Annotated in this window: 15 protein-coding genes and 1 pseudogene; all 16 read right to left on the minus strand. The window is 55.8% G+C overall.

Annotated features, from left to right (window positions below; translation table 11 throughout):
• Positions 1-564: 564 nt before the first annotated feature.
• A complete protein-coding gene (locus ACEVJL_RS06370; protein WP_374737237.1) occupies positions 565-1,347 on the minus strand; it encodes a type IV secretory system conjugative DNA transfer family protein in 783 nt (260 codons plus the stop codon).
• Between the two features lie 3 nt (positions 1,348-1,350).
• On the minus strand, positions 1,351-6,258 hold the full coding sequence (locus ACEVJL_RS06375) for a SpaA isopeptide-forming pilin-related protein (RefSeq protein WP_374737238.1): 4,908 nt from the start codon (positions 6,256-6,258) through the stop codon (positions 1,351-1,353).
• An 85-nt stretch (positions 6,259-6,343) separates the two neighbouring features.
• Positions 6,344-7,162, minus strand: coding sequence for a stalk domain-containing protein (locus ACEVJL_RS06380; RefSeq protein WP_374737239.1), 819 nt, complete (start codon positions 7,160-7,162; stop codon positions 6,344-6,346).
• Between the two features lie 95 nt (positions 7,163-7,257).
• A complete protein-coding gene (locus ACEVJL_RS06385) occupies positions 7,258-8,565 on the minus strand; it encodes an ATP-binding protein (RefSeq protein WP_374737240.1) in 1,308 nt (435 codons plus the stop codon).
• Positions 8,566-8,674: 109 nt separating this feature from the next.
• Positions 8,675-9,400: a class D sortase gene (locus tag ACEVJL_RS06390; RefSeq protein ID WP_374737241.1), complete on the minus strand. Its 726-nt coding sequence runs from the start codon at positions 9,398-9,400 to the stop codon at positions 8,675-8,677.
• 53 nt (positions 9,401-9,453) lie between these two features.
• Positions 9,454-10,395, minus strand: a complete 942-nt coding sequence (locus ACEVJL_RS06395) for a hypothetical protein (RefSeq protein WP_374737242.1) — start codon at positions 10,393-10,395, stop codon at positions 9,454-9,456.
• 16 nt (positions 10,396-10,411) lie between these two features.
• On the minus strand, positions 10,412-11,293 hold the full coding sequence (locus tag ACEVJL_RS06400) for a hypothetical protein (RefSeq protein ID WP_374737243.1): 882 nt from the start codon (positions 11,291-11,293) through the stop codon (positions 10,412-10,414).
• Between the two features lie 26 nt (positions 11,294-11,319).
• Positions 11,320-11,931, minus strand: a complete 612-nt coding sequence (locus ACEVJL_RS06405; protein ID WP_178540418.1) for a PcfB family protein — start codon at positions 11,929-11,931, stop codon at positions 11,320-11,322.
• Entirely contained in the window at positions 11,915-13,255 is a 1,341-nt protein-coding gene (locus ACEVJL_RS06410) for a relaxase/mobilization nuclease domain-containing protein (protein WP_374737244.1), read from the minus strand. The genes ACEVJL_RS06405 and ACEVJL_RS06410 overlap by 17 nt, the downstream gene beginning before the upstream one ends.
• A 1-nt stretch (position 13,256) precedes the next feature.
• The gene (locus ACEVJL_RS06415) at positions 13,257-13,562 is read right to left on the minus strand and encodes a plasmid mobilization protein (RefSeq protein WP_374737245.1); all 306 of its coding nucleotides are present in this window, start codon (positions 13,560-13,562) and stop codon (positions 13,257-13,259) included.
• A 137-nt stretch (positions 13,563-13,699) separates the two neighbouring features.
• Positions 13,700-14,752: a DUF3991 domain-containing protein gene (locus ACEVJL_RS06420; protein WP_374737246.1), complete on the minus strand. Its 1,053-nt coding sequence runs from the start codon at positions 14,750-14,752 to the stop codon at positions 13,700-13,702.
• Positions 14,745-16,046 carry an ATP-binding protein gene (locus ACEVJL_RS06425; RefSeq protein ID WP_374737247.1) on the minus strand — a complete coding sequence of 434 codons (1,302 nt, stop codon included), beginning with the start codon at positions 16,044-16,046 and terminating at the stop codon, positions 14,745-14,747. The genes ACEVJL_RS06420 and ACEVJL_RS06425 overlap by 8 nt, the downstream gene beginning before the upstream one ends.
• 207 nt (positions 16,047-16,253) lie before the next feature.
• Entirely contained in the window at positions 16,254-16,688 is a 435-nt protein-coding gene (locus tag ACEVJL_RS06430) for a DUF3849 domain-containing protein (RefSeq protein WP_374737248.1), read from the minus strand.
• Positions 16,636-17,016 (minus strand): DUF3848 domain-containing protein, encoded by a 381-nt coding sequence (locus ACEVJL_RS06435; protein WP_374737249.1) that lies wholly within the window; start codon positions 17,014-17,016, stop codon positions 16,636-16,638. The genes ACEVJL_RS06430 and ACEVJL_RS06435 overlap by 53 nt, the downstream gene beginning before the upstream one ends.
• A gap of 13 nt (positions 17,017-17,029) precedes the next feature.
• Positions 17,030-17,437 carry a hypothetical protein gene (locus ACEVJL_RS06440; RefSeq protein ID WP_374737250.1) on the minus strand — a complete coding sequence of 136 codons (408 nt, stop codon included), beginning with the start codon at positions 17,435-17,437 and terminating at the stop codon, positions 17,030-17,032.
• Positions 17,438-17,461: 24 nt separating this feature from the next.
• Positions 17,462-25,051: pseudogene (locus ACEVJL_RS06445) on the minus strand (LPD11 domain-containing protein); the annotation flags it as partial.
• Positions 25,052-25,112: the final 61 nt, after the last annotated feature.

Raw genomic sequence — 25,112 nt, forward strand, 5'->3', positions numbered from 1 at the left:
GATTGAATAATGCCTGTTTCCACAATTCGACTTGTGACCATTCCTCCATCCCCATTACAGGGACTTCTTCGGTTCGATCACTACTTTTCAGCAGCGGTTCACCCGCTTATTGTTCTTCGACGGGTTCTTCCTGGCGAAAGCCGCTGCCTTTCCTCGTTCCGGTAATTCTATCTGTGCATCTATACCTTTAGGTCTCCGCTATGAGCCTGCCGGCTGGGATGTGCCTGTAACACAACATGGTCGTTCGTAGGGCAAATTTCTACTAAACCACACCGGCTGCGCTTGAACGCACCCATACATTTCTATATGGTCTTCTTATAGACCCGTACATTCGCGGATTCGTCAGTCTGCCTGCCAGGGCAGACATTCTAACCATGGGTATTTTGTAGACCCTTGGCCTATAGGCAACACAGTCTGCCTCCAGACCGCTTTCGGCCGCCGTTGGCGGCGGCTACGGTTGCTCTCAGCCGTTGTCGTGGGGCTTCGTACACTGGCTTTGCAGCCGATGCACGCCCACCGAGGGCAGGCGTTTCAGGGCGTTACCCCGTCATTCCGCCTGTCAAATTACCAGTTATCCAAACAACGGTATTTGTTGTTTGTCCGCTGACTTCTTACCGCCAGCGAACGAGTCGCACTCTCCCAGAAGGGGTCGTTGCTGGAAGCGTTGCGGGGCGTGGTATTTTTGATGAGGTTATCAATGAGGGTCAGCACATCTTTTTCGCTGTGAATGTATGAAAAGGGGTTGTATCCATCGGACTGGCTGGGGTCGATCAGGTTGAACACCCGGACTTCATAGCCCTGCGCTGCCAACAAAGCGCCTGCCGCGCGCAGCAGCTCCCCCTTGGGATCTGTGATAAGATAGGAGCAATTCACGCTGTAAATATTGGGTTTGCAGAAAAAGCGGGTCTTGCCGGAGCCAGAGCCGCCCACCACCAGAACATTCATGTTGCGCTGGGTGATATAGCCGTCCATACCCAACCGGACGCGCTGGGTCAAAATAATGTTGGCGTCCTTGTGCTGGTGATCCATATACTTCCGGTTCAGTTCCTTGGGACTGCCCCATTTGGCGCTGCCGTACTCCTCGCCTGGTCGCCGGTTCTCCCGGCTGGAGCAGTAAAGTGCGATGCCGCAGCCGTAGAGCAGCAAGCCCACCAACATATATTTCAGCGTGTAGGGCGTCCAGCCGATGGCAAAGGGGCGCTCCAGCACTTGGCTGAAACGCCCCATCCATTGAAAGAGGTTCATACCGTCCTCGTAGGCATAGGCAGCGATTGCCGCCAGCCAGAGAACCAATGGGGAAAGCGCCGCCCACACAGGGGCGGCGCTGCGAAAGTCATTCTGCCGCAAGGCTTAGTACCCCGTCTTGGGCAGCTTCACCGTTGTCTTTGCATAGACGGTAGTGAGCCAGCGGGACACTGCCTGAATCCACTGTCCGTTGTAAAGGCCGCCCACATCCGCCACATTCACAATGCCGGAGTTGTTGGCAAGGCCACTGCGAGCAGTGGCGTAGATGTACGGCGTTTCCACCTGCGCAAAGCCCGCCTTTACATTTCCAAACACAAACATGACTTCGGTAACGCGCTCATTGGCCGCGAGGCCGAGGACAGCAGGGCGGGCGTCCAGTACATAAACCTTGCTGGTGCTGAGATTATCCGCCAAGGTGCGGTAATCCTCGGAGAGGTTGGTCTTATAGACCACCTTGTAGGAAAGCGGCTGATTGTAGCTGCCGGTGACGATTTTGCTCAGCGTCACCTGCGCGGGAAGCTGATCGCGCCAATAGAAGGAGTCGAGGGCAACGTTGGAGCTGTTCTTGATCTGTGAGAACACGTAGCGAATCGGCTGACCGGGGACAGCCTGCACCGGGCCGGTTTTCTTAATGGATACGCCGGTGGAAACGCTGGTATTCTGCACTTCAAAGGTGACGATCTGTCTGTTGAATTCCAGATAGGCGGTCATCACTGTGGGGTTAATGGAGTAATTTGCGGGCGCTTTGATCTCACGGACCGTATAGCGGGACAACGGCAGCGTTTTGGAAACGGCGCGTCCGTTGCGGTCCGATTTGATGGTGTCCACCACATTGCCAGCTTTGTCATAGATTTCAAATACCGCACCCTCCAGCAGCGTCCCGGCAGGCAGGCCATTGGTGGCGTTATCGTCTGCGGATTTCTTGATGATCTGGATTTGGCCGCACTCCGCGGTATTGCTCCACTCGATTTCTGTGGTAGAGCCGTAACGGACATAGATCGTTTTCAGTTCAGGATCAAGCACATAACCGGGGGCCGCTTTGATCTCACGCAGATAATAGCGGCCATCGGCCAGTCCCTCGTCGGCGTAGATGTAGCCGTCCTGATCGGTCACATACTCCCCGATGGGATTGTGATTGCTGTCGTAAAGCAGGAACACTGCGCCGTAAATCCCCTTGCCGGTAGCCTTGTCCACCTTGTGGAGCAGGATTCGGGAGGTAGGGGCGTTATAGAACCAAAGCTGCTGCGTATCGTTGGCGCGGACCTCGATGGTCTGACTGCGGGAGGCATCGTCAATGCGATACCCCTTGATGGTTTCCACCTCGGTCACAACCACCGTTCCGGTGATGCCGCTGAGAATGATCTGGCCGTTTTTGTCCGTTCGGTACAAGCCCTTGCTGGAAAGTGCGCCGTTATCCACGAAGCTACCATCGGAATAGGTGATTTGGAACAGCACACCCTCCAGCGGCGTTTTCTTATCCGCGCTGGACAGCTTATTGATAATAAGGGAGCCCTGCGGCTGATTGCGGAACTCCAGCGTCACGGTCTGGCCTGCCTTGATGGTTGCGGTCTGCGGGGCGTCGTCCAGCAGATAGCCGTCCCTTGCGCGGGTTTCCTTTACTACCAGCGTCGTGCCGGGAGTGATGTCCGTAATCGTGAAAGTACCCGCGCTGTCCGTCACATATTTGCCGTTGGCGTCGCCCACCACTGTTCCGTCTGCGGTGGTCACCATAAATTCCACATTGGAAAGGGGCTTATGGGTCGCGCTGTCGATCTTCTTCACCAGCAGGCTGCCCTTGGGACTGTTGCCGAAATAGAGCTGCACCACATCCTGCTGCTTGCCGCTGATATAGACCGTGTGCGGTGCGGAGTCGATGACATGATTGCTGTCACTGGCAAGCTCCTCGACGATGTAAGAGCCTTCCTTCAGCCCCGTCACGGTGAAGCTGCCGTTGGCCGAGGTCTTGTAGGTGCCGATAACCGTACCGCCTGTGCCGGAGGTGCCGGTCAGATACTTCACCTGAAACACAGCGCCCTGCACCGCTGCACCCGTCACGCTGTCGTACTTCCACACGACGAGGGCAGAAAGCGGAATGTTTTCAAAGGTCAGCACTTTACCGGTGCCGGACTTGATGTAGACCTCCTGCGTGGCCTCCTTGATGGCGTACCCCGTGGGCGGCTCCTGCTCCGTTACCTTGTACCAGCCGTCCCGCAGGCCGGTCAACTGAAACTGACCGTTCTCACCGGTGTAGTAGGTGCCAAGGTCATTGATCTCGCCGCTGCCGGTATTGTTGCTGGCGTAGGTAACATGGAATTTCGCGCCCGGCAAGGGATCGCCGGTCACGCTGTCTACCTTTTTGACGGTCATCGCGGGCTTCTGATGGTTTTCAAAATAAACCGTGTGGTCGCGGTTGGGATACAGTGTGACAAGCTGACTGGGTGCGTCCAGCAAATACGGAGACGGCACGGATTTCTCAATTATTTCGTACACACCGGGCAGCAGATTCTTCAGCTCCGCCTTGCCCTCGCCGTCCGTTTTGATCTGATCGACGCTATGCCCGTCTGCGGCGCGGACTTCAAACACGGTATCTGCGATGGGCTCGCCGGTGTCGGCGTCGTGCTTGTAGACGGTCAGGTTGGGACGCTTCTGGTTTTCGATGGTCAGAGTGCTGGTTCGGCCTGCGAACAGTTCCATGTGATACTCCCGCAGGTCGAGAATGTGAGAGGAATCCGTGGCAGTTTCCCGCACGGAGTACACGCCGGGCTCCAAATCGGCAATCAGAATCTCTCCCTGTTCATTGGTGGTGCGGTCAAGATAATGCGTTCCGTCCTCGATCTTGGCGATACGGAAATGTACATTTTTCAGGCGGCTACCGTCTGCGCTGGTCTTAATGATCTGCAACGATGGCTTGATGGTATTGGTGAATACGAACTGTGCGTCCTCATTGGCGTCAAGCTGGATGATACGCTGGGCCTGGTCGATGATATAGCCCTCACAGGCTTTTTCCGTCACCACATACGCGCCAGTGGGCAGCTTGGAAAGGTCGATCTCGCCGTTCTGGTCGGTGGTAAATTCCTTGGGGCCGTAGTCACCAGCCACGGACTTAATTTCAAAAACTGCGTTGGGGATCACCTTGCTGGGATCGGTGCTGTCTACCTTGATGAGCCGCATACCGGGCTTCACATCATTGAAGAACAGCAGCTCCTTGATGCCGTCGCCGGCAGACAGCTCCACCTCCTGCGGCGTAGTGTCGAGGATATGCCCATCGCTGCCGGTATCCACCTCCACGGCACGGTAGGTGCCGGGGGCAGCATTGGTCAGCAGAATTTCACCGAACTCGTCCGTGCGGAATTTGCCGAGAGAAACGCTGTCTTGGAAAATTTCAAAGGTGACATTGGCCATTGCCACCATGTTCTTGCGGTCATACTTGATGATCCGCAGACCGGGCAGTTCCTTGTTCACGAGAGAAAAGGTCGTCGTTTCGCCGGTGGCCACGGAAGCCGTATAGGTGGCGTCGTCCTTCAGCCAGCCGGTGGGCGCGGTGATCTCCTTGATCTCGTAAGCACCGGGCTTGATGTTGTCAAAGATGGCATAGCCCGCAAAATTGGTTTCAGCGGTGTAGGTCACGCCGCTCTCGATGTGCTTGATCTGCACCATGGCACCGGGCAGGTGCGCCCCGGTGTCGGACAGCTTCTCGATGCGAAGCGTTCCGTAAGACTCGTTCCAGCAGGTCAGCTCCGCCACCTTGCCATACTCAACCTTGATATTCTGTGCGGGCGTATCACTGAGTAGGTGATCCAAAGGCGCTACACGCTCATACACGGTGTAGTTGCCCGCCAGCGTCAGAGGGATGGTCACGGTGCCGTCCGAGCCGGTGGCGAAGGTGCCGACGGTGGCTCCGTCGGGATCGACCACCTCAAAAATAGCGCCGCTGAGAGGGGTATCCGTACCCTTTTCCAGCTTGATGAGCTTCAGACCGGTGTCGGGCTCTTCGGGCTTTTCCCCGTCGCTGAAATTGCTGTATGCGGACAGGCGCATGGTGATGGTAGGATCGGTATCGCACATATAGTTCTGGAGCTGGTCGTATTTGTTCTGCTCCGCGCACACAGCATAAAACACAGCATACTTATAAACATCAGTGGTAAAAGAAAGCTGGACGCTGCCGGTCTTGCCCGCCACCTCAGCGGCAGGGTACAGCACCTTGAATTTACCGCCGTAGCCATCCCCGGTGCCGGAGGTGGTGATGGTGGTAATATCCTTGTTGTCCATATCCACAATGCGCGCTCCTGCGGGGACGGAGGCGGGATCGGAGAAGGCTACGCGGATGGCGTAATTGCACACCCATGTGTCAGAGTGAATTGTAAACACCTGTTGCTTGTACTGCTGTCCGTCCACCGTGACGGCATAGGCGGTGTCCCGGTCAGGGGTAGCGGTAACGCGGGGCGAGTAGACCTTGTTCCATGCCGTGCCGCGCACATAGATGTCCTTGGCTGCGGCAAGGATGGCCTGTGCCCGCTGAAGCTCTTTTCCTGTGAGATTGGGATTGACCTTCAGGTTGTTGATGTTCCAGTTGGGGAGCAGGTAGCACCACAGCGCCATCTTGGTCGCATAGTAGGCGTGGTACTTGTTCTCCAGCTTCAGTTCCGATAAGCCGCGGGTAGGATAGCCGTTGGCGATGATACCCATGACCTTTGGATCGCTGCCCTTTTCCTTGGCGATGTATTTGATACTCTCGCCGGGGCCAACAGTCTGCGGGACGCCCTTGGTGTTGGGGTTGACGCAGTACGCGGGGATCTCCTTTGTCCTGCCGTTGCTGTCCACATAATTAAAATAGGTATAGATCAGCTCACGGATGCGGCCATTGATGGAGAGATAGGAGAGCTTCTGTTCTCCGTTGTAGATATTGACTTCGCCCAGGGCTTCCTCCTCACTGCTGGCGGCAAGGGCCGTGGCCGGGAGCATCCCCAGCACCATTACCAGTGCAAGGAGCATGGAAACCAATCGTTTTTTCATGTGCATTTTCTCCTTTTATTGATTTTGGGAAACAGAAAAGGCGGTATGCTTTTGCATACCGCCCGCGCGTTGAGATATGAAGTTGTCAGCTCACATAGATGCTGTACTCAGTGTATTGAAACACGCCGTTTTTGTAGACATTCCATGCCTCCATAGAGTAAGTCCCCGGCGGGCAGGAATTGAATAGCCCTGTGATCTGCTCCGAGCGCCACGGCCAAAAGCTCTGCGGCGTGACATCTGCGGGAATGGTCAGGTTGATCTTCACCTTGTCATTCCCGCTGGGGAATTTCACCGGCTGGCCGTTCTGCCATGTTTCCGGGTTGCCCCCGATGGCATTATACAAGGTATAGAGCATCCGGCGTGTTTCGTAGAGATTGCGCTGGAATAGGTAGTCCTGCCCGCCGCTGGTGAAGTGACGCGCCTCCGCTCTCGGCATTTCCGGTTGGGGCAGCTTGCTCCAGTCACAGGTGGCGGCAGGCAGTTCTCCCAGCGGTGCGCTGGAAAAGGCGTTGTTGTTCCAGCGGGACACATCTTTAATAGTGTAGTCCGTGCCATCGTCGCAGCGGATCACATCACCCACCTTGGGAACATACCGGGAACCGTCTGTGGGTGCTGCGGCAGTCTGCTGGGGTGCGGTTCCGGTGTAGGGCTTTCCGCTTTCCACCTGCACACAGCCGTTAACGCTGTCCCAATAAACATTGAAACCGACCTGTTCGCCAATGTCCCGCAGCTTCACATAGTTGTTGCCGTTGATGACATAGGCTTCCATCTGTACTTCCCGTCCATCGACAAATACGCGATGGGTACTGCGCTCGGCCATGATCCCGGCAGCATACGCCGTGGTAGTGACGCCAGCCAACAGCAGGCAGGTAAGAAAACCGGCTGCAAAACTTCCTCGCTTCATGGTGTGTACCTCCATATCCTTTGATGGCTTCATGGTATCGCGGATACCGCCGTGTGTCAAAAAATCCGCCCTGATTTTTCAGAGCGGATTTTTAGTTACACTTCGCTGAGCAGGAAGTCCAGCGCCTTTACGATTTTGATACCGTCCACGTCGCTGATAAGGTCGCAGTCCATGGCAATCACGATCTTCTCGTAATTGTCCTGCACAGCTTGCAGCGGCGCAAGCTCCCGTGCGCGGGTTTCGGGGGCGTTCATGTTGTCAGTGACTTGGATATACTTTTTCTCATTCATCTTTGTTGCGATGAAGTCGATCTCCTTTTCACCAACCTTGCCGATGGCCACCTCATAACCACGCCGCAGCAGTTCAAAATAAACGATGTTTTCCAGAATGTGTCCCACATCGCCGCCCCGGTTTCCTAACAGGTAGGTGCGGAGGCCGGGATCGACGATATAGTATTTGCCCAACGTCCGCAGGTAGTCCTTTCCCTTGATGTCAAACCGCTTGACCTCATAAAAGATATAGGACTCCAACAGTGCGTCGATATAGGCGGAGATAGTCTGCACCGCAGGCTTGGTCTTTCTGCCATCGTCCAACAGGCCCTCGCTGACAAGGGTGCGCCCGATGGACGCAGCCGAGGTGTTGTTGCCGATGTTGTCAGCCAGAAACAGAATGATCTTGCGAAGCAGCAGCGCGTCGGTGACGGCCCGCTGTTCTTTCCGTTTGCCGCGCTCCAGAATGTCCCGCACGACCACAGCGGAATAAATGCCATCCAGCAGCATATTGGCGCGTTCCTGATCCAGCTCCGCCTCGGCCAGCGCGGGCATACCGCCAAACTGTGCGTAGGCTTCAAACAGGTCGCGCAGCTCATACGCTTCGCCGTCTTTTCCCTTGGCACGCTTTTTCGTCATTCCGTTGGGGGCTTTGTACTCCTCCAGCAGATAGCCGTGGAAGTCCAAAAACTCACGGAAGGACAGCGGCAGCATCTTGATCTCCACATAGCGCCCGGACAGATATGTGGACAGTTCGGAGGAAAGCAGGTAGGCGTTGGAACCGGTCACATAAATGTCACAATCCAGATCCACACGGAAGGAATTCACGGCATCCTGCCAGTCCCGAACCTTCTGCACCTCGTCTAAAAACAGGTAAAGCCGCTTACCCTTGGGGACTCGTTCCATCACATACTGATAAAGCCGCTTGCTGTCCATGTCTGCAAACTGCATGGACTCAAAGTTCATCGAGAGGATCTGTTCCTCCATGACGCCCTGTTCCCGCAGATGCGCCATCATCAATTTCAGCAGGCTGGATTTGCCGCAGCGCCGGATTCCGGTCACGACCTTGATGATCTCCATATCCTGAACGGAAATGAGCTTATCAAGGTACTGCGATCTGTTTTTTAACTCCATGATTCTGTCACCACCTTTGTCAGCCATTATATCACCCCCTTTGCGTCAAGTAAAGTTTTTAACATCAATGTGAATAACTTTTTTCTTGTCGGAATTATTCACATCAATACTACTTCTGTCGAGCCTGCACACACCAGCGGTAATCCGGCTGATTCATCACGCAGGTGACAAGGGTGATGATGTTCTCCGTGCTGTCATTCAGAACGCTGGTATCGTCCACGCCGATTTTACTGACGGAGTACACCTCATAGCTGCGTGTGCCGAGCTGGGTGGTCAGCTTGATGGTGTCCCCAATGTCAAGGGTGTGAATTTTGCCAAAGTGATTGTTGACGCCCCGATTATGGCCCGCAATCGCCACATTGCCTTCCCAAATGGAGGTGCTGGCGAAATGTCCCGCGCCCTTGCGGAGCGCATCCGCGTCCGTCCCCTGATACACCTTGACGGACAGGCCGAGGGTGGGGATTTTCAGCGTACCGAGGTAGCCGAAGCTGTAATAGAGGTCTTTCGTGACCGCGGTGTACTTTACCGGCGTGTAGGAGCCGGCATTTCCGCTGCTACTGCCCGAAGTCGTAGGCGGCAGGACGGTCACACCGCCTGTGCCGCTGATCGTTCCCGCGACTGAACCGCTCACAAGGTTTGGTGTCAGCAGCTCCCCGGCATTCAGCGTATAAGAGGTAGGCGAGCCAAAAGCAGGCGGGATGTAGGCGGCGTCCTTGCTGCGGTTCGTATTGACGGATTCAGCCGCAGTGACATAAATGGTATCGTCACAGGTGGGGCGTCCGAACAGTCCTGCGTCCGGGCCGTCAAAGTGATATTCCAATGCCGATGCAGGCATGGAAAAAGCCGCCAGCATGCAGCAGGCGGCCAGCAGCGTGGTCAGATATTTTTTCATGCGGCGTACCCTCTTTTCTTATTGATGTAGTGCTTGTAGCCTTTGTAACCGGCATAGCCGCAGCCGCCCAGCGCCGCCGCTCCCACGGGGATCAGCAGCCACAGCCAGTTAAAATTACTGCGTCCGGTTTTCACTGCCGTATTCCCAACACTGGAAAAGACAGCGGTATAGACCACCGTATCACAGCTTGTGCGGGTGACGTCACCCTTATAATCCGCCGTGACGGTGTAGCCAGTGGCGTATTTGCTGGTGGCAGTTCCGGTGTAGCTTGCCACGGCAGTATAACGAATCGGAATATCATAGCCGTCCGTGGGATCGACTGCCGCCTCCTGCCAGCTTACATCGGCAAGAGTCAGGGTGCGGCCATTTTCGTTCACAGACTTAGGAACAAGGGACACATCCGCGTCTGAGAGGTTGGGATAGGTGCGCTCCGCCGTCACCGTGCGGCTGCTGGTCCCATAGCCCGCGGCCTCCACCTGAATGGTGGTATGGTCAAGGGACAGGATACCCTCATAGCCGTCCTCGGTCTTGACCTCCAACTTCGGTTCCAGCATTTTCAGAATTTCCGCCATATCTTTGGTCTTGCTCTCCAGCGTGACCACCTCGATATGTTCCCGCGTGTCCGTTTCTGTCTGGTCATTTTTCAGCAAATCAAGGAGCGTATAGGTGCGGCCCTCGCGCTCAAAGTCAGCGGTGGGAATCGTGGCGGGATCGTCCTTTGCGGTCAGGTAGTAGACCTTTTCTAATCGGTACACACCGTTTTCCTCGCTGGCTCTGACCTCGGCAGGATAGGCGGAAACGCTGGGGAGCGTATCTGCGGCAGAGATCATTGTGGATACCGTATCGGCTTCTGTCATGGGTTCTGCGGCCAGCGCCGCGACGCTCATGCTGCACAGCATCAGCGCCGTGCAGAGAGCAAATGCAAGTTTCTTTTTCACATTACGCCTCTCTTTCTCAGCGAACGGGCCGGTTCTGTTCCGGCTGCTTGCGATCCTGCGGAGAGATCTCACGCTGAATATCATTTTGCAGCTTACGGAAATACTTTTGCAGGCTGTCTACCACGCCGCGGCGATCCTGCACCTCCATACCGTCAAACACCTGCCCCACACGGCTCACATCGGGCTGCGGGGTCTCCACGCCGAAATTGCGGCAGAGCATATAGCTGACGCTCTCGGCGTCCATGGCGCAGTCCTCGCGGGTATAGTAGGGATAGCGTCCGTGGTCATGGATACCGGCGTGGACGATCTCACGGGAGAGCGCCGCAAAGATCTTGCTGTCGATCAGGCGGCTGGATACCGTAATGCTCTGCGTTTTAGGATCATAAACGGCATCCTGGTACATGGTGCTGCTGGTGACCACGGGAACGGGGGAGCTGTCCAGCAATCGGCGCAGGGCGGCGTCCATTTCCGGTGTATTGTCTTTCAGGCTCAGCGCCGGAACACCGGCCTTGCCGTGGGTCTGGGAAATATCGAACACACGCCCGATCTTATAGCCGTGATACTCCCTTCCGTCCTTCACGTAGGTATCCGACACACGAATCTTCATGCCGTTCTCGTCACGGTTGACGCTGCGCCCCAGCCGGTTCCACACCTCCAGGCTGTTGATGTAAGTGATCTCCGGGTTCTGCGCCATCGCCAGCATCACATTGGACGCGCTGTATCGCGGGTTGATGGCCTGCGTGTCCAGATAGTGCAGATAGGCGTCGGGTTCACTGGTGACGCGCATGACCGCATCGTCGGATAGCTGTCCCAATTCCTCGCGCTCCGCTGTTTTCTTTGCCTTCCAGTCCTCGTCCCTCTGCTGCTTCTGCTGGATCAAATCGTCTAACTTTGCCATGTTCGTTTCTCCTTCTCAAAATCAATTTATTCCCGCGTGGGCATAGCCTTTTGAATGGCTTCCCGCACGGTGTCCTTGGTAGGGGCCGTGCCATCCCGTTCTGCCGCAGCTTGCAGTGCCATCAGGCGGCTGCGGACAGAGGGGCGGGCATCAGCTTTCTCCGCAGCCGGTTCCGTAGACGCTCTCGCACCAGTCCCGCGCTCCTTGGAGCTGTTCTCGGACGGAGCGCGGGCGTTCTCTTTTTTTGCGGCAGTATCCTCCTTCACCGGGGCGGGATAGCCCATGCGTTCAAAAATGCGGTTGATTTGCTTGGCATCCCTTGCCTTCGCCATGATCTCCACCGTGCCGGTCTTTTCCACCTTATTGACGATGGGGTAAAACAAGACGCCGTAGCGTTTGGCCTCCATCTGAAAGCCCTTCAAGTCCTCCTGCTTGACGGAAAAGATCGTCAGCTCCTCGCCGTCGTGGATCAGGCGCTTGAGGTTGGTTTTACCGGCGAGCTTCTGATTGTCGTTGGCAAGGGCAATCAGAAGAGCGGCAAGATTTTTCGCCCCCAGCCCTGCCAGCTTGAGGGCACTTTCGGTGATCTGGATGCCCTCACGCACCATCAGGTCAGCGGTTTCACCGTTGGTACTCATGCTCGTGTTCCTCCTTCTTCTTTAGATTTTCCTGCCGTTTAGCCTGCGCCTGCTGGCATTGTTGGGATACCCTCGGAATGTCCGATTGTATCCTGCGGCACAGACGCAGCTCCCCGCGCTTTTCACGCAGGGTGGCAGTCTGCTGTTGGATCTCCGCGCTGTACTTGGCTTGTGCTTCTTCATCGTTGGTATTCCTCCTTTCCTGATAAAGTGGTTTTCTCTGTTCCTCCAGCAAGCGGATGTCCCACTCCAGCACACGGATGCGCTGCTCCAGCTCCGTTTCGGTAGTGATTCCGCTTGATAAAAGGTATTTGAATTGCTGCTCATACCGCTCCAAATGAATGACCTCCCGCTTGACGGAAAAGGGCAGCTTGGGCGGCAGTTTCTTCCGCCTGCCCCCACGCAGCAGGTAGAGGTAGCGGAGATAGAGTGCGTGAAAGCCGGTAATTTTCTTTTTTCGGACGGTGGACAGCTTACCCTTCATGCGGTAACGCTTGACGGTATGGGCGATGATCGGCGGGGTCATGCCGCTGTGCCGCTGGCGGGAGAGCCGCAGCAGAATATCCGCTTCGGTGTAGCCCTCGCCCAAACTGTCCAAGCGGATCGCCCGCTTTGCGCCGGGGGGCTTGACCGTGGTGTATTTCCGGTTGGGGCTGCGCCGCACCTCGTAGCCGTTTCGTCGCAGCAGCATGAGAAAGGTATCGTAGGTGTAGGCTTGGTGGATGATGGCGTCGATGTCGGCGCGGATGATGCCGCGCACCGTGGGCTTGCCGCCCTGCTCCGCCTTCCACTCGGCGTAATGCTTGCCCTTGCCTTGCGGGGTGATGACGGATAAATCATTCTCCCGGCACAGTGCGTCCGAAGTGCCGCGCACATTGTTGTAGTAGCTCTCCGGGCTGGAATGGTACTTGTGTCCGTCCGTGCGGGAGACAGAATTGACCACGATGTGATTATGGGGATGGGCTTTGTCTAAATGGGTCCCGATGACGGCTTCAAAATCCTCACCGAATAATCGCCGCGCAAACTCGCACCCGATCTCATGGGCCTGCTCCGGCGTCACCTCACCGGGCGCAAAGGATTGGATGAAGTGGTAGCCGAGAACGCCGCCCGTCTTTTTGTATTTCTTTTTCGTTTTCTGCATGGCAGCAAAGGCGGTTTCGGCAGACCGGCAGTTCAGCGTGGTCACAAAGCGCACAGTATCGGTTTTCTCCGGGTCAGCGGTGTAGACGATCCGCTCGTCCAGCTCGGTCTTTTCCCCATTGACGGCGTACTTCACGCGGTCGTCCAGCCTTGCGCGGATGGCGAATACCTTGGTGTATGCCATGTCACAGCCGCTCCGCGATGTTCCAGATCGTTTCCTGCGCCGCCGTGATTGCGGCGATGTCCTCACCGCTGGCAAAGCCACGGGCGTTGACTGTGCGGGCGATCTGATTGATGTTATTGCCGATGGCGGCGAGCTGGCGGCGTATCTCGGCATACTCATCAGGCGGACGTGGATACAGGGTAAGGCCCATGATGAGGCTACGGATAAATGATTCTGTACTCAAGCCTGTATAAGACACCTGCTTTTTCAAATGGCGGTGTTCTTCTTCGGTTAAGTGGATTTCCACTCGTTTATATCGTTTTCGCAACAGTTCACCTTCTTTGGGTATGGGGATATTAAGGGGCTGCGCCCCTTAACAAGCGCATTTGACCGGTCAAATGCTATGCTTGCGACTGCAAAGCAGCCGCAGGCCGCTTGCAGTCCTAAACCAGCCGAAAAAGGAAATCAGCGTGCGTCACCGCCACGGGTCCTTACCCTGCCGCCGATTCCTTTCACAAGCCGGAGCCGGTCGTTGTAGTCCTTTCCACTGCGAGGCGGGTTGTCGATGACCTCATATTGGGGAAGGCTCCTTTGAATGGCCGTCGATGCCGCCCGTCCCGGCCCGTCATTATCCAGACACAGCACGATCCGCGCCACGCCGGGGTTGTCCTTCAGGTATTGCTCCAGCGCCGCGGGGAATCGGATTGAGCCATCCTTCCGCGGCTGATAGACGCCGGAGAGGGACAGCGTATTGGCGGCGCGCCAATCCTGCCCGCGCAGCTTCAGCAGCGTCAGGTAAGAAAGGGCGTCTATGGCGGATTCAAACACGCAGAGGGTTTTGCCGCCGGCGCAAAGGGGAACGGCAAAGGAAAACCGCTTATCGCTGCCGGGGACTTCACCGACGAAGGTGGTTTCTGAGAGCGTCCCACGTAGTGCGCCGTAGGCAGGGGTTCCATGTTCATAACCCACAAATACGCAGTTATGACGCTCGGCGTCCTCGTAAAGCTGCCCATGCTTGATGCAGTGGTTGATGATCTCCGCGTCAACGCCCCGGCTCCGCAGATATGCAAAAACACGCCGGGTGTCGGCGTGTTTGGGTGGGAGGGTAAATTCAGTTTTCGGGAGCGGTGCGGTCGGCTCTGATTTGGGCGGCACATGGAGCGGTTCTCCGAGAATACGCTGCACGGCATCCAGAAAGGAAAGCCCCTCCACCATTGTCAGATAGTCCAGTGCATTTGTGCCGCCGATACCACGCGACCACCAGCACCATTTTCCATTGGAGATTTTTAGGCTGTCGTGGGTGCGGGTGGCATAGGTGTCTCCGCCGATATGGACCAGCTCTTCCGGTTCAAACCGCCGCAGGTAGGTCAGCAGGTCCATCTCGCGGGCGGCGGCGATTTGATCTTTCGATAAGTAGGGCGTGATGCTCACCTCCTTGGTACATGAGAAAAGCGCAAGCATTTCTGCCTGCGCTTTATTTTTATAGAGTTTTACTTTGTTTTGCTGTGATTTAGACAAGCGTGTCATCCAGCAGAAAGTCGATGACGCCGATATTGAGAATTCCATTGTCGTCATACCAACGCTTGCGAATGTCATGGCGCACGATGATCTTCGGGAAAGAATCGCCGGTCAGCGCGAAGGGCTTATTCTCGACGATTGCCTTTTCCTCCGTTCCCAGTGCGTAGGCAGACTGAATGTAGGTCTTCTTGCCGCCGGAGGTCGCAATGAAGTCAATTTCTCGTGCGATCGGCGTGACCTTGCCCTTGGCATTTTTTTCGTTGCCGTAGACGATGCCGATGTCAACAGAGCATTCACGGAGCTGTAACTCATTGAAAATGATGTTCTCCATGATGTGTGTCATTTCCTGCTGGCGGAAACCGATACGGGCATTTCTCAGTCCAATGTCCTCACAGTAGTATTTGTTGGGATAGTCAAAGTAGCTCTTGCCCTTGACATCCCAGCGCTTGCATTCGGTGAAGAGGAAGGAATCCGATAAGTGATCCATATAGGCTTTCACGGTGTTCAAGGCAACGATATTTTCACCGCTGCGCTTCTGCACGGTGTTGATGGCGGCTGCAACCTTCGTTGGATTGGTCAGAGAGCCAATAGACGAACACAGCAGATCAAGAATTGCGGACAGCACATCCTCACGCTTGATCTTCTTCCGCTCAACAATGTCCTTCAGATAAACCTCCGAAAACAGCGATTTCAGATAAGCCATCTTCGCAGCATCCGTGGGACGGGAAAGGATCAGCGGCATACCGCCATAGAAAGCAAAATCGTCAAAAGCATCCTGCTTATCGCCGCCGACAGCCGAGTAGTATTCGGCAAAGGAAAGCGGATGCACACGGATCTCATCACTGCGCCCTCGAAACTCAGTCAGAATATCGGAGGACAGCATTCTGGAATTGCTGCCGGTCACATAAATGTCCAAATTGGACAAGGATTTCAAATCGTTGAGTGCGTCGTAGAAAGTGATCTTCTTCCCGTCTGGATTGTAGGGATTCGGAACCTCGTCGGACATCTGGATCTCGTCCACAAAGAGATAGTATTGGTCTGCGCTGTGTTCCACGATCTCCCGGACATGGGACGCAAGCTCCAACGGATTGCGATAGCGAATATCACGGGTCAAGTCCAACTCAAAGGACAGAATATGATCTTCGGCAACCCCCTCGCTGAGAAGGTAGCTTTTAAACAGATTGTGCAGCAGATAGGACTTGCCGCATCTGCGGATGCCGGTAATCACCTTCACCTGACCATTCCACATAAAGGAGATGATTTTCTTCAAATAGCGATCTCGTTTGATTTCCATAACCCAACCTCCGTTGAAAACTTACCGGTATTATCATACTACTTTTCAACGGCTATTATACTCTGGATCAAGAGAAAAATCTACAGATTCATTGAAATGTTTCTACGAAAATCACACAACATTTCAATGACATAAAAGCAACGAGGTATGCGCCCATCCGTCTTATTTCAAAAACGCTCGTTCCATGGCAGCGGTGAGGGGCTGTGGTCATCGCTCCGGCTGCTGCTTTTTCTTCTGCACAGCAGACTTCTCTTTGCTTCGCTCCGGCCTTGCCAGACATTCCATCGCGGCATTGACGATGCAGGAGTGCGTATTTACAGCGTAGTCGTCTATGCGGTTAGAGACACGGTCCATCTGCGCCTTGAATTTTGCGGCAGCTTCCCGTTCCGGAAGGTAGAATCGTTCGTCACCGGTGCGCTGCCGCATGGTGCAGGCCAGCACAAACATACAGCGTTCCTTGCCAAAGTCCGATTCCCATTTTTTCAGGAACAACGGAAAGGTCTGCTCATGGTAAGCGGGACCACCCTCAGTTTGAAATGCCCGTGAACATTCCACGCTGCGGCGATGATCTGCGCTCCATTCCGGCAGTTCATCGAGGGCATAGGCTTCTTGGCGCGATTTTCCATACATGGGCTGGGTCATGGTATTTTTTCTCCGCATGCTCACTCAAAATATCATTTGAAAGAGATATGATGCTTTCCCGCAGCTGCTCCATTTCGTCTGTGTCCCTGTTGAGCCAATCGTCGTAGAGTGCCGACAGCGGATGGCCAAATTCCATCAGTACCTCAAGCTGCCGCTGGTTCAGGGGCGTCTCATCTTCAAAGAGCATCAGAAAATTGTCCCGGCAGGCGATCTCGTAGGCATGAGAAATGATCTCATCCGCAGACTTTGTTTTCAGATCTGCCAGAAATGCCTCATTCTCTGCGGACATACGCTCATAGAGCTTATTCTCCAACTGGTCTTTTGTCACGAAGGATGCCTCCTTACCTCGCCAATCCCGCCCGCATCCGGTGGGCGTAATTGGCAACACTGTATCGTTTCATATAGGCGTTTTCGCTGGGGGCCGGACTGTCAAAGTCCAGCCCCTCCATACGGGGATCGTCGGTGCCGTCCAGCACCTCCTCCACCGGGATCACGCGAAGCCTGCCGGAGCATTTCAGCTCGCCGCCAAATACGCCAGCGGCACAGTGAAAGCCACGGTCACCGCACACCCAAAGCAGCTTCTTTCCTGCGGGAATATCGCCAAAGGGCTGCTTCAAAACAATAACGGAATGTGGTTCCGCACCGGCCACCTCATAGTAGCCGGACTGCTCCGCCTTTTCGTATGCCTGGATCAATTTCTTGAATTTGTGCTGCGGCTCGATATAGAGCCAGCTTTCCTGATAACCCATAATTTCCTCCGTTTTCTATTGGTTTTACCGCTCCAACTGCGGTCTGCGGCGCTCCGGCGGCCTTTGATCCTCGTCCGGCTCGGCGTCTACGATCTCCGGCTCCTTGTGGTCTAAATTCAGCAGGGTATTCAATTCCTCCAGCCGTGCCGTTTTGGTGTTCAGCTCTGCCTCGCGGGGAAACGGCTTTTGTACCTCTGCCTTTGCGGTTTCCAACTGCGTTTGCAGATTGGAAAGCTGCTCCCGGCAGGTTTGCTCCTTGATGGGCAGTCCCTCCAGTGCATTGTCCATGCGCTGCAAATTGCCGAACACATCGGTTCCCAGCGTGACCGTGTGGCGGAGCTGCCTGATCATGGTCAGGCGGTACTCCCGTGCGAAGGTATCAAAGGCCAGCTCCAGCGCCAGGCCGCGATAGCTGCCGATCTGTGTCGCCTCCGGGGAGAGCATCGTTTGGCACATGGTCAGCAGCGCCGCGCCCGCCTCTTTCTTGTCAGCGTAGGTGACGCCTGCCAGCGTAAGCGGAGAGAAACCGTCCGCGTTTGGGTGGGTATTTTCCTTGACCGTGGCAATATCCGCGCCATACCCGGCGATCCGCGCCTGCGTTTCCGCGATTTGTTTCGGAAAGCCCTTGCTGATGGCGTCCTCCAGCGCGTATTTCTGAGAAAGATGGTTGGCTTTCAGCAGCTTCAGCTTGGACACCTCAATGTCGAGATCCATCTTTTCCTTGATCATGGGGTTGCCGCTGGCCAGCGCCTTGATCTCGGCATAAGAAAGCGCCTGTTCGTCTACATCTTCGGCGGAGCGGACAGGCGATTTGCTGGTCATAATTTGGCTGATAAATTTCTGCTTGGATTCTACCAGCTGGTACAAATAGGCATCGAAGGTACCCTCGGTGACATAGCTGTAAATGTCCACCTCTGGGTTTTCGTTGCCCTGCCGGATAATGCGCCCCTCACGCTGCTGAAGGTCGGACGGACGCCACGGGCAGTCGAGATGGTGCAAGGCGATGAGCTTTTGCTGGCAGTTGGTGCCTGCTCCCATACGCTGGGTGCTGCCCAACAGGATACGCACCTGACCGCTCCGCACCTTGCCGAACAGGTCTTTCTTCTGTACCTCGCTCTTGGCGTTGTGGATGAAGGCGATCTCGTTTTCGGGAACGCCCAATTCCAGCAATTTCGCGCGAATATCATCATAAACGCTGAATGTGCCGTCATCCTTCGGTGTGCTGAGGTCGCAAAAGATCATTTGGGTGGAGCGTTGGTCTGCGGTGCGCCGCCAGATCTCAAACACATTCTCCGCGCACTTGGCGGCTTTGCTGTTGGGATCGCTGGGCAGCATGGGGTTGACGAGCCGCTGATCCAGCGCCAGCTTGCGGCCATCATTGGTGATAAGCAGCATATTGTCCACGCTGCTGTCCACCTGCCGGTTGCGGACCTTCTCGGCGCGCTCCGCCAGCGACGCCACGATCTCTTTCTGATACTCGGAGGGTTTCAGGGCGATGTTGTGGTAATGCGCCTCCGGCACGGGCAGCTTGAGCATATCCGCCGTCTGAATGTCCGCCACATTTTTGAATACGCTCATCAACTCCGGCAGGTTATAAAACTTGGCGAAGCGCGTCTTGGCCCGGTAGCCGGTTCCCTCCGGGGACAACTCGATTGCGGTGACGGTTTCCCCGTAGTTTGCCGCCCATGCGTCGAAGTGCTGTAAGCCCTGCTCCTCCAACGCCGACATCTGCAAGTAACGCTGGATGGTGTAAAGCTCCACCATGCTGTTGGAAATGGGGGTGCCGGTAGCAAAGATAATGCCGCGCCCTCCGGTGATCTCGTCGAGGTAGCGGCACTTCATAAAGAGGTCTGAGCTTTTCTGCGCCTCGGTCTGGGCGATGCCTCCCACATTCCGCATTTTCGTGTATAAAAAGAGGTTCTTAAAATAGTGCGACTCGTCAATGAAGATGCGGTCAACGCCCAATTCTTCAAAGGTGACCACATCGTCCTTGCGGCTCTGGTCGTTTAGCTTGTCGATCTTGGCTTGCAGTCCTTTCTTGGTTTTTTCCATCTGTTTAATGGTAAACCGTTCAGCGTTTGCCTCCTTTGCCTCACGGATTCCCAACATGATCTCATCAATTTGCTGCTCCAAAATGGCCCGCTGGCGCTCCACACTCATGGGGATCTTCTCAAACTGCGAATGCCCGATAATAATGGCATCGTAGTCGCCGGTAGCGATCCTGCCGCAGAATTTCTTGCGGTTCTTGGTTTCAAAATCCTTGCGGGTCGCAACAAGGATGTTCGCTGCCGGATAGAGCTGCAAAAACTCGGTGGCCCACTGCTCCGTCAGGTGGTTGGGCACCACAAAGAGAGATTTCTGACACAGGCCCAACCGCTTGCTCTCCATCGCCGCCGCGACCATTTCAAACGTCTTGCCCGCACCGACAACGTGTGCCAGCAGCGTATTCCCGCCGTAGAGGATGTGAGCGATGGCATTGACCTGGTGCTTGCGGAGCGTGATCTCCGGGTTCATGCCTGAAAAGCTGATGTGACTGCCATCATACTCACGGGGACGGTTGCTGTTGAACAGAATATTATAGGTCTTACAGATGGCCTCGCGCCGGTCCGGGTCTTTCCAGATCCACTCAGCAAAGGCATCCTTGATCAGCTCCTGCTTGCTCTGGGCGATGGCGGTTTCCTTCTTGTTGAGGACAGCGGTTTTCCTGCCATCGGCATCGTACACATAATCAAAAATGCGGACATCTTTCAGATTCAGGGTGTCCTCAATGATCTCATAGGCGTTGATGCGCTTGGTGCCGTAGGTGCTGATGGCCTTGACATTGCCGCGATCCTTGCTCTTACCCTCGATGCGCCACTCGCCGGTGATGCCGGAATAGTGAACTTTCATGCTCCATTGCACACTGCGGGGCGTCCCCAGCGTTTCAAAGATAAACTGGCGCACATAGTCGGTGTCCAGCCATGTAGCGCCCAGCCGGACAGAGATCTCGCTGGCGGTGAGGTCGGTGGGCTGCACCCGCGCCAACGCCTCGGCGTTGATCTGATACTGCGGGACCTGCTCCGCCTTGCCTTGGGCAACTGCCAATTTCTGACGCACATTGCCGGAAAGGTATTCGTCTGCGGGCAGGTACTTTTCATTTACGCCCTCGGCGTAGTCAGGATTGAGAAACACCACGCCTTTCAGCTCGGCAAACAGCGCTTCTTCGTCCTTGCCGGTGAGCCTGCCCATATAGTCCATATCCACATGGGCCTTTTCGCCAATGGACAGTGCCAGCGCCTCCACCGCTGTGTCTACCTTTTCGGCGGGCTTGTGGCTGCGGATGGTGCGTTTGGTGAACAGGTCTGCCTTGCGTTTCAGGTTCCGATCCTCGTCCAGAATTTCCAGTGAACACAGCAGAAAGTAAGAGCTGTCCTGATCAAACGCGATGGCGTTACCGCGGGAATTAATGAGTCCATATTTCCGGGTGAAGGCATCGTAGAGGGTATTCAGCTTGGCTTGCTGCGCTTGTATTTCTTCATCGGGATAGTCCTCGGTCTGGTATTCCAGCAGCGTTCGCACGCAGTCCCGCAGCTCGATCATGCCGCGGATTCTGCTCTCTGCCGTCTTGGATACCTCCACCGGGTTCATACGGCTGTTTTCCCGGTAGTAGATCTGGTCGTCCACCAGCGTATAGGAAAAATTGCGGACAGCGGGGTCGGCCTCGATGGAATGATCCTCACCCTCCAATTCCTCATCCCGGTCGTAGGCGGCGATTTCGCCGTGGAGATTCTGAACGGCCTCCGCCAGCAGTGCTTCCAACGGCTGCTCCGGGTACGGCTCACAGGTGGGCGTGGGGCCGAACGGCCCGTACACCATCTTCATCTCGCCCAAGATCATATCCGGGTGGTCGATGAAGTAGCTGTTCATCTGGATGCCGTCCTCGTTGGTGGCAAGGTGCACCCATTCGGGTTCTATATCCACCATTCGTTCCCGTTTTTGCAGGAACAGAATGTCCGACACGACCTCCGTACCGGCGGCGCTCTTAAAGGTGTTGTTGGGCAGACGGACGGCCCCCAGCAGCTCCGAGCGCTGCGCGATGTATTTTCGTGCGCTGGCGGTGCGCTTGTCCATAGTGTAGCTGGAGGTCACAACGGCGATGACGCCGCCCGGTCTGACCTGATCCAGTGCCTTGGCGATGAAATACTCGTGGATGGGGAAATTCAGCCGGTCATAGCGTTTGTCCGGCACATGAAACTGGCCGAACGGCACGTTGCCGATGGCTACATCGAAAAAGTTATCCGGGAAGACGGTCTTCTCATAGCCCTGCACCGCAATACTGCTTTTCTGATAAAGCTGTCTGGCGATGCGTCCGGAGAGATCGTCCAGCTCCACGCCGTAGAGCTTGCTGCCGCTCATATCTTCCGGCAGCATACCGAGGAAATTGCCGATGCCGCAGGACGGCTCCAAGATGTTCCCCTGTGTGAAGCCCATCTGCCCCAAGGCGGCATAGATGCCGCGGATGACCACAGGCGGCGTAAAGAACGCCGTCAACGTAGATTCGCGGGCGGCGGCGTATTCGGCGTCCGTCAGCAGGTCTTTCAGTTCACCGTACCGGGCGTTTTTTTCATCAAAAAAGTCGGCAAGACCGCCCCAGCCCACATACTGTGCCAGCACCGCCTGTTCTTCTGCGGTGGCGCTGCGGTTCTCTGCCTCCACGGTTTTCAGGGTACGGATCGCGTCCAGATTGCGCCGAAAACGCTCCAGCGGTGCGCCCTCTCCGATGTGGTCATCGGTGATGCGGTAGTTCCGGCCGTTCGCGTCCAGCGGATAGGCAAGCGCGTTTTGCTTTTTCTTTTTCGGCGGGGTGAGTACCGCAGGCGGCTCGTCCGTCTGCGGTGCCGCGGTTTCCCGCACCATGTCCGGCTGCTCCATGTGAGCGCGGACATAGTCGATGGATTCCTTTCGGAAGATGGGAAAGCCCGTCCCGCCTTCAAAGGTCACATCCCGCAGCGATACATTTTGCGTATGATCGTCTACGCTGTCCACTTCAAACTGCCGTCCATCTATGGTCAGGCGTGTGCCAACGATAACGGGATCGGCAGTTGAAACAGGTTCGGACTGCGGCTGCTCCGGCTTCGCTGCGGTGTTCCTGGACTGCTCCACATAGAGCCATTCCGCCGCTTCCTTTTCGTTGACTGCCTTTCTGATCTGCTCCAGATAATCCTCAGCCTGCCACTCGCTGGGGAAGGTCTCACGGACGCCCTCGCTGTCAACATAAATTTCGTCCCGAATATCGTCCCAGACGGCGTAGCCGTCGTCCGTTTCGATCACGCTGAATCGCTCATAGGCGGGCGGCTGCTCTGCGGCAAGCCGTGCTGCATCCTCTGCGACCTGCTCCACAAAGCTGCGTTCCTGCTGAGGAGCATCATGCCGGTGGTTGAACAGGCTGAAAGTGCCGTCCACATATTCGGAAAGCCGCTCTCTTGCGTGGCGGACGGAATCATAGAAACGGTCACTCTCGTCCATCCCATCCAGCCGAGAGGTCAACGCCGCCAGCATTTCCGCAGTCTTGCCCTTATCTTGCAGCTGCTCCTCGATCATGGGAAGCGCATCGTAATAATCCGCACCCTTGGGATAGGGACGCGGAACATCGTCAGGCGCATTGTAAAAACCGTTATAGACGGTTCGAGCCAACTGCCCACGCTCATACTCTGGGATCTTTGCGATGGCATCCTCGCCGGGGAATCGTTTCTGTGCGATCAGGCGCTCATACTCCTTGACCACATTGGGGATGGTCAGATGGACGGTATCATATTTCTTGAAATTATAGTCCCGTTCGTAGTCCAGCCCTTTGTAAGTCTTGGTGTGTCCATACCCGGCGCGGGCTCCGCCGCTGTACTCACCAAAGCTGCCCTTGATGAATTTCTGGCGTTCCTCCGGCGAGAGGGAATAGCAGAAATGGGAATAGATCGTCAGCCGGCTTTCGACGCCCTCCCGCAAAAAGTAATGGTCGATCTCGTCCTGGGTGATGAACATTTTGCACTGACGCAGGAAATTAGGCTGGGCAGTAAAGTAGCGCTCCGGGTAGGGCAGGCCGTCCAGCGCAACACCGATGCGGTGGGTGTTATAGCCACTGACACGGAAACGCATGATCTCCGGGGCCGCGGCGTAGGCGTCAAGGAAATTGTGATATTCCTGCGCCAGCGTTTGCAGACCGCCCTCTGTCTTTGCGAACGCAACCATATCCTCGTCCAGCTCCGGGTAGCCCTTGTGCTGGTCATGGATGGCCAACGTCTGCGGAAAAAGGCCCCGTTCGCGTCCGGCGTCGCTCAAGTCACGGGCTGTCATCAGGAGGGCATCCATCGCTTCGTGCAGCACCTTGTCCGGAGCCTGCTCCAACTCTGCCGCTGACAGGTAAGTACCTGCCTCCAGCAGTTTCAGGATTCGCACCGACGCCTGCTCCCATGTAACCACGGTCTTGCTGTACCCGGTGCGGACACTGCCCCCTTGGGCGAGGTGGATACCATCTTCCATAAACCACACGGCGTATTTGCGGCCCTCGTACTCGATGCCGCGCCCATTTTCTGTGCCAAACTCCCGACGCAGAAACGCTATATTTTCCTGTTCAGAATGCTCCCGCATATAGAACACCGCAATGCGTTCGGCGCTGCCGGGTTCGTTTCCGGCTGTGTAAAGCGCCTGGTCAATGACCTCCTGCGGCACCGTGCGCGCCGGGGCCAGAATGCCGGTGGCTGTGTCTGCCGGAGTCTCGTACACCGGGGCGTCGCCGCCCATGTCGAACAGGGCAAGCTGCTCCGCAACGATTGGGGCGTTTTGCAGGCCCAGCTTGATCTTGTACTCGCCGCGCTCGATCAGGCCCCCGGTCATTTCGGTGATGACCGACCATGAAAAAACAGACTCCGAAGTGCGGGAGAGGTAGCTGCCCTCCCACATCAAAAGTCCGTCTTTCTCGGCATGGTAGCCTGTCCGAACACCGTCGGTCAGCACCTCCACCCATATATCGTTGTAGCTGTTTTTTAAGAACTCCGTGCGTTCCGCAAGGCCCTTGTGCGCCTGAAAGTATTCAAAGATCTCCTGTCGCTTGTGCTTGCGCCCGCCGTCATCCAGCAGATTCGATTCAATGAGGTGCATATCCAGGAAAGCAGGAAGCTCCGTACCGTTGGGGGTTACGGCGTCGTGCTCCAGCGCAAAGGCTGCTGCCTGCTCCTGCGCTTTTTCGTCCGGATAATCACCGTAGACGCAGAGGCACTGGCGTGTTTCGGCGTCATAGACGGCAGCGCCGTCGTATGCAAAACCATCTTCCTCCATCGTACCGGCAACATAGCCCTGCGCTGCTGCTTCTGCTTCCTCCAGCGTTTGATAGTCCAGCTTATCGTCAAAGCCGTTTTCAATATGGTGATAGGCTGCAACCTGATAGGGTGCGGCCATCTGCGCGGCGTAGCGGTCAATGGCTTCTGCGGTCAGCCATTCCGGTTTTTCCGGGAGGGCGTCATACAGCTCTCGCATTTTCCTGATCTGCGCGTAAACGCTGCCCGTCCACAGGTGCTTCTCGCTGCGTCCACCTGCGCCGAGGAAGTAGTCGCAGTCAGCGCGCAGGCGGTCCAGCAGCACATAATCTCCGCTGTGATCGACAAAGGCAGGAAGCTCATCACTTCCTGCCTCTGTGGGTTCTTGG

The organism is Flintibacter porci, assembly GCF_041925195.1.
GTDB classification, from domain to species: Bacteria; Bacillota; Clostridia; order Oscillospirales; family Oscillospiraceae; genus Lawsonibacter; species Lawsonibacter porci.

Excerpts from the sequence above, each read along its gene's own strand:
- ACEVJL_RS06375 (WP_374737238.1), bottom strand. The coding sequence starts at position 6,258 with ATGAAAAAACGATTGGTTTCCATGCTCCTTGCACTGGTAATGGTGCTG.
- ACEVJL_RS06380 (WP_374737239.1), bottom strand. The coding sequence starts at position 7,162 with ATGAAGCGAGGAAGTTTTGCAGCCGGTTTTCTTACCTGCCTGCTGTTG.
- ACEVJL_RS06385 (WP_374737240.1), bottom strand. The coding sequence starts at position 8,565 with ATGGAGTTAAAAAACAGATCGCAGTACCTTGATAAGCTCATTTCCGTT.
- ACEVJL_RS06390 (WP_374737241.1), bottom strand. The coding sequence starts at position 9,400 with ATGCCTGCATCGGCATTGGAATATCACTTTGACGGCCCGGACGCAGGA.
- ACEVJL_RS06400 (WP_374737243.1), bottom strand. The coding sequence starts at position 11,293 with ATGGCAAAGTTAGACGATTTGATCCAGCAGAAGCAGCAGAGGGACGAG.
- ACEVJL_RS06405 (WP_178540418.1), bottom strand. The coding sequence starts at position 11,931 with ATGAGTACCAACGGTGAAACCGCTGACCTGATGGTGCGTGAGGGCATC.
- ACEVJL_RS06410 (WP_374737244.1), bottom strand. The coding sequence starts at position 13,255 with ATGGCATACACCAAGGTATTCGCCATCCGCGCAAGGCTGGACGACCGC.
- ACEVJL_RS06425 (WP_374737247.1), bottom strand. The coding sequence starts at position 16,046 with ATGGAAATCAAACGAGATCGCTATTTGAAGAAAATCATCTCCTTTATG.
- ACEVJL_RS06430 (WP_374737248.1), bottom strand. The coding sequence starts at position 16,688 with ATGACCCAGCCCATGTATGGAAAATCGCGCCAAGAAGCCTATGCCCTC.
- ACEVJL_RS06440 (WP_374737250.1), bottom strand. The coding sequence starts at position 17,437 with ATGGGTTATCAGGAAAGCTGGCTCTATATCGAGCCGCAGCACAAATTC.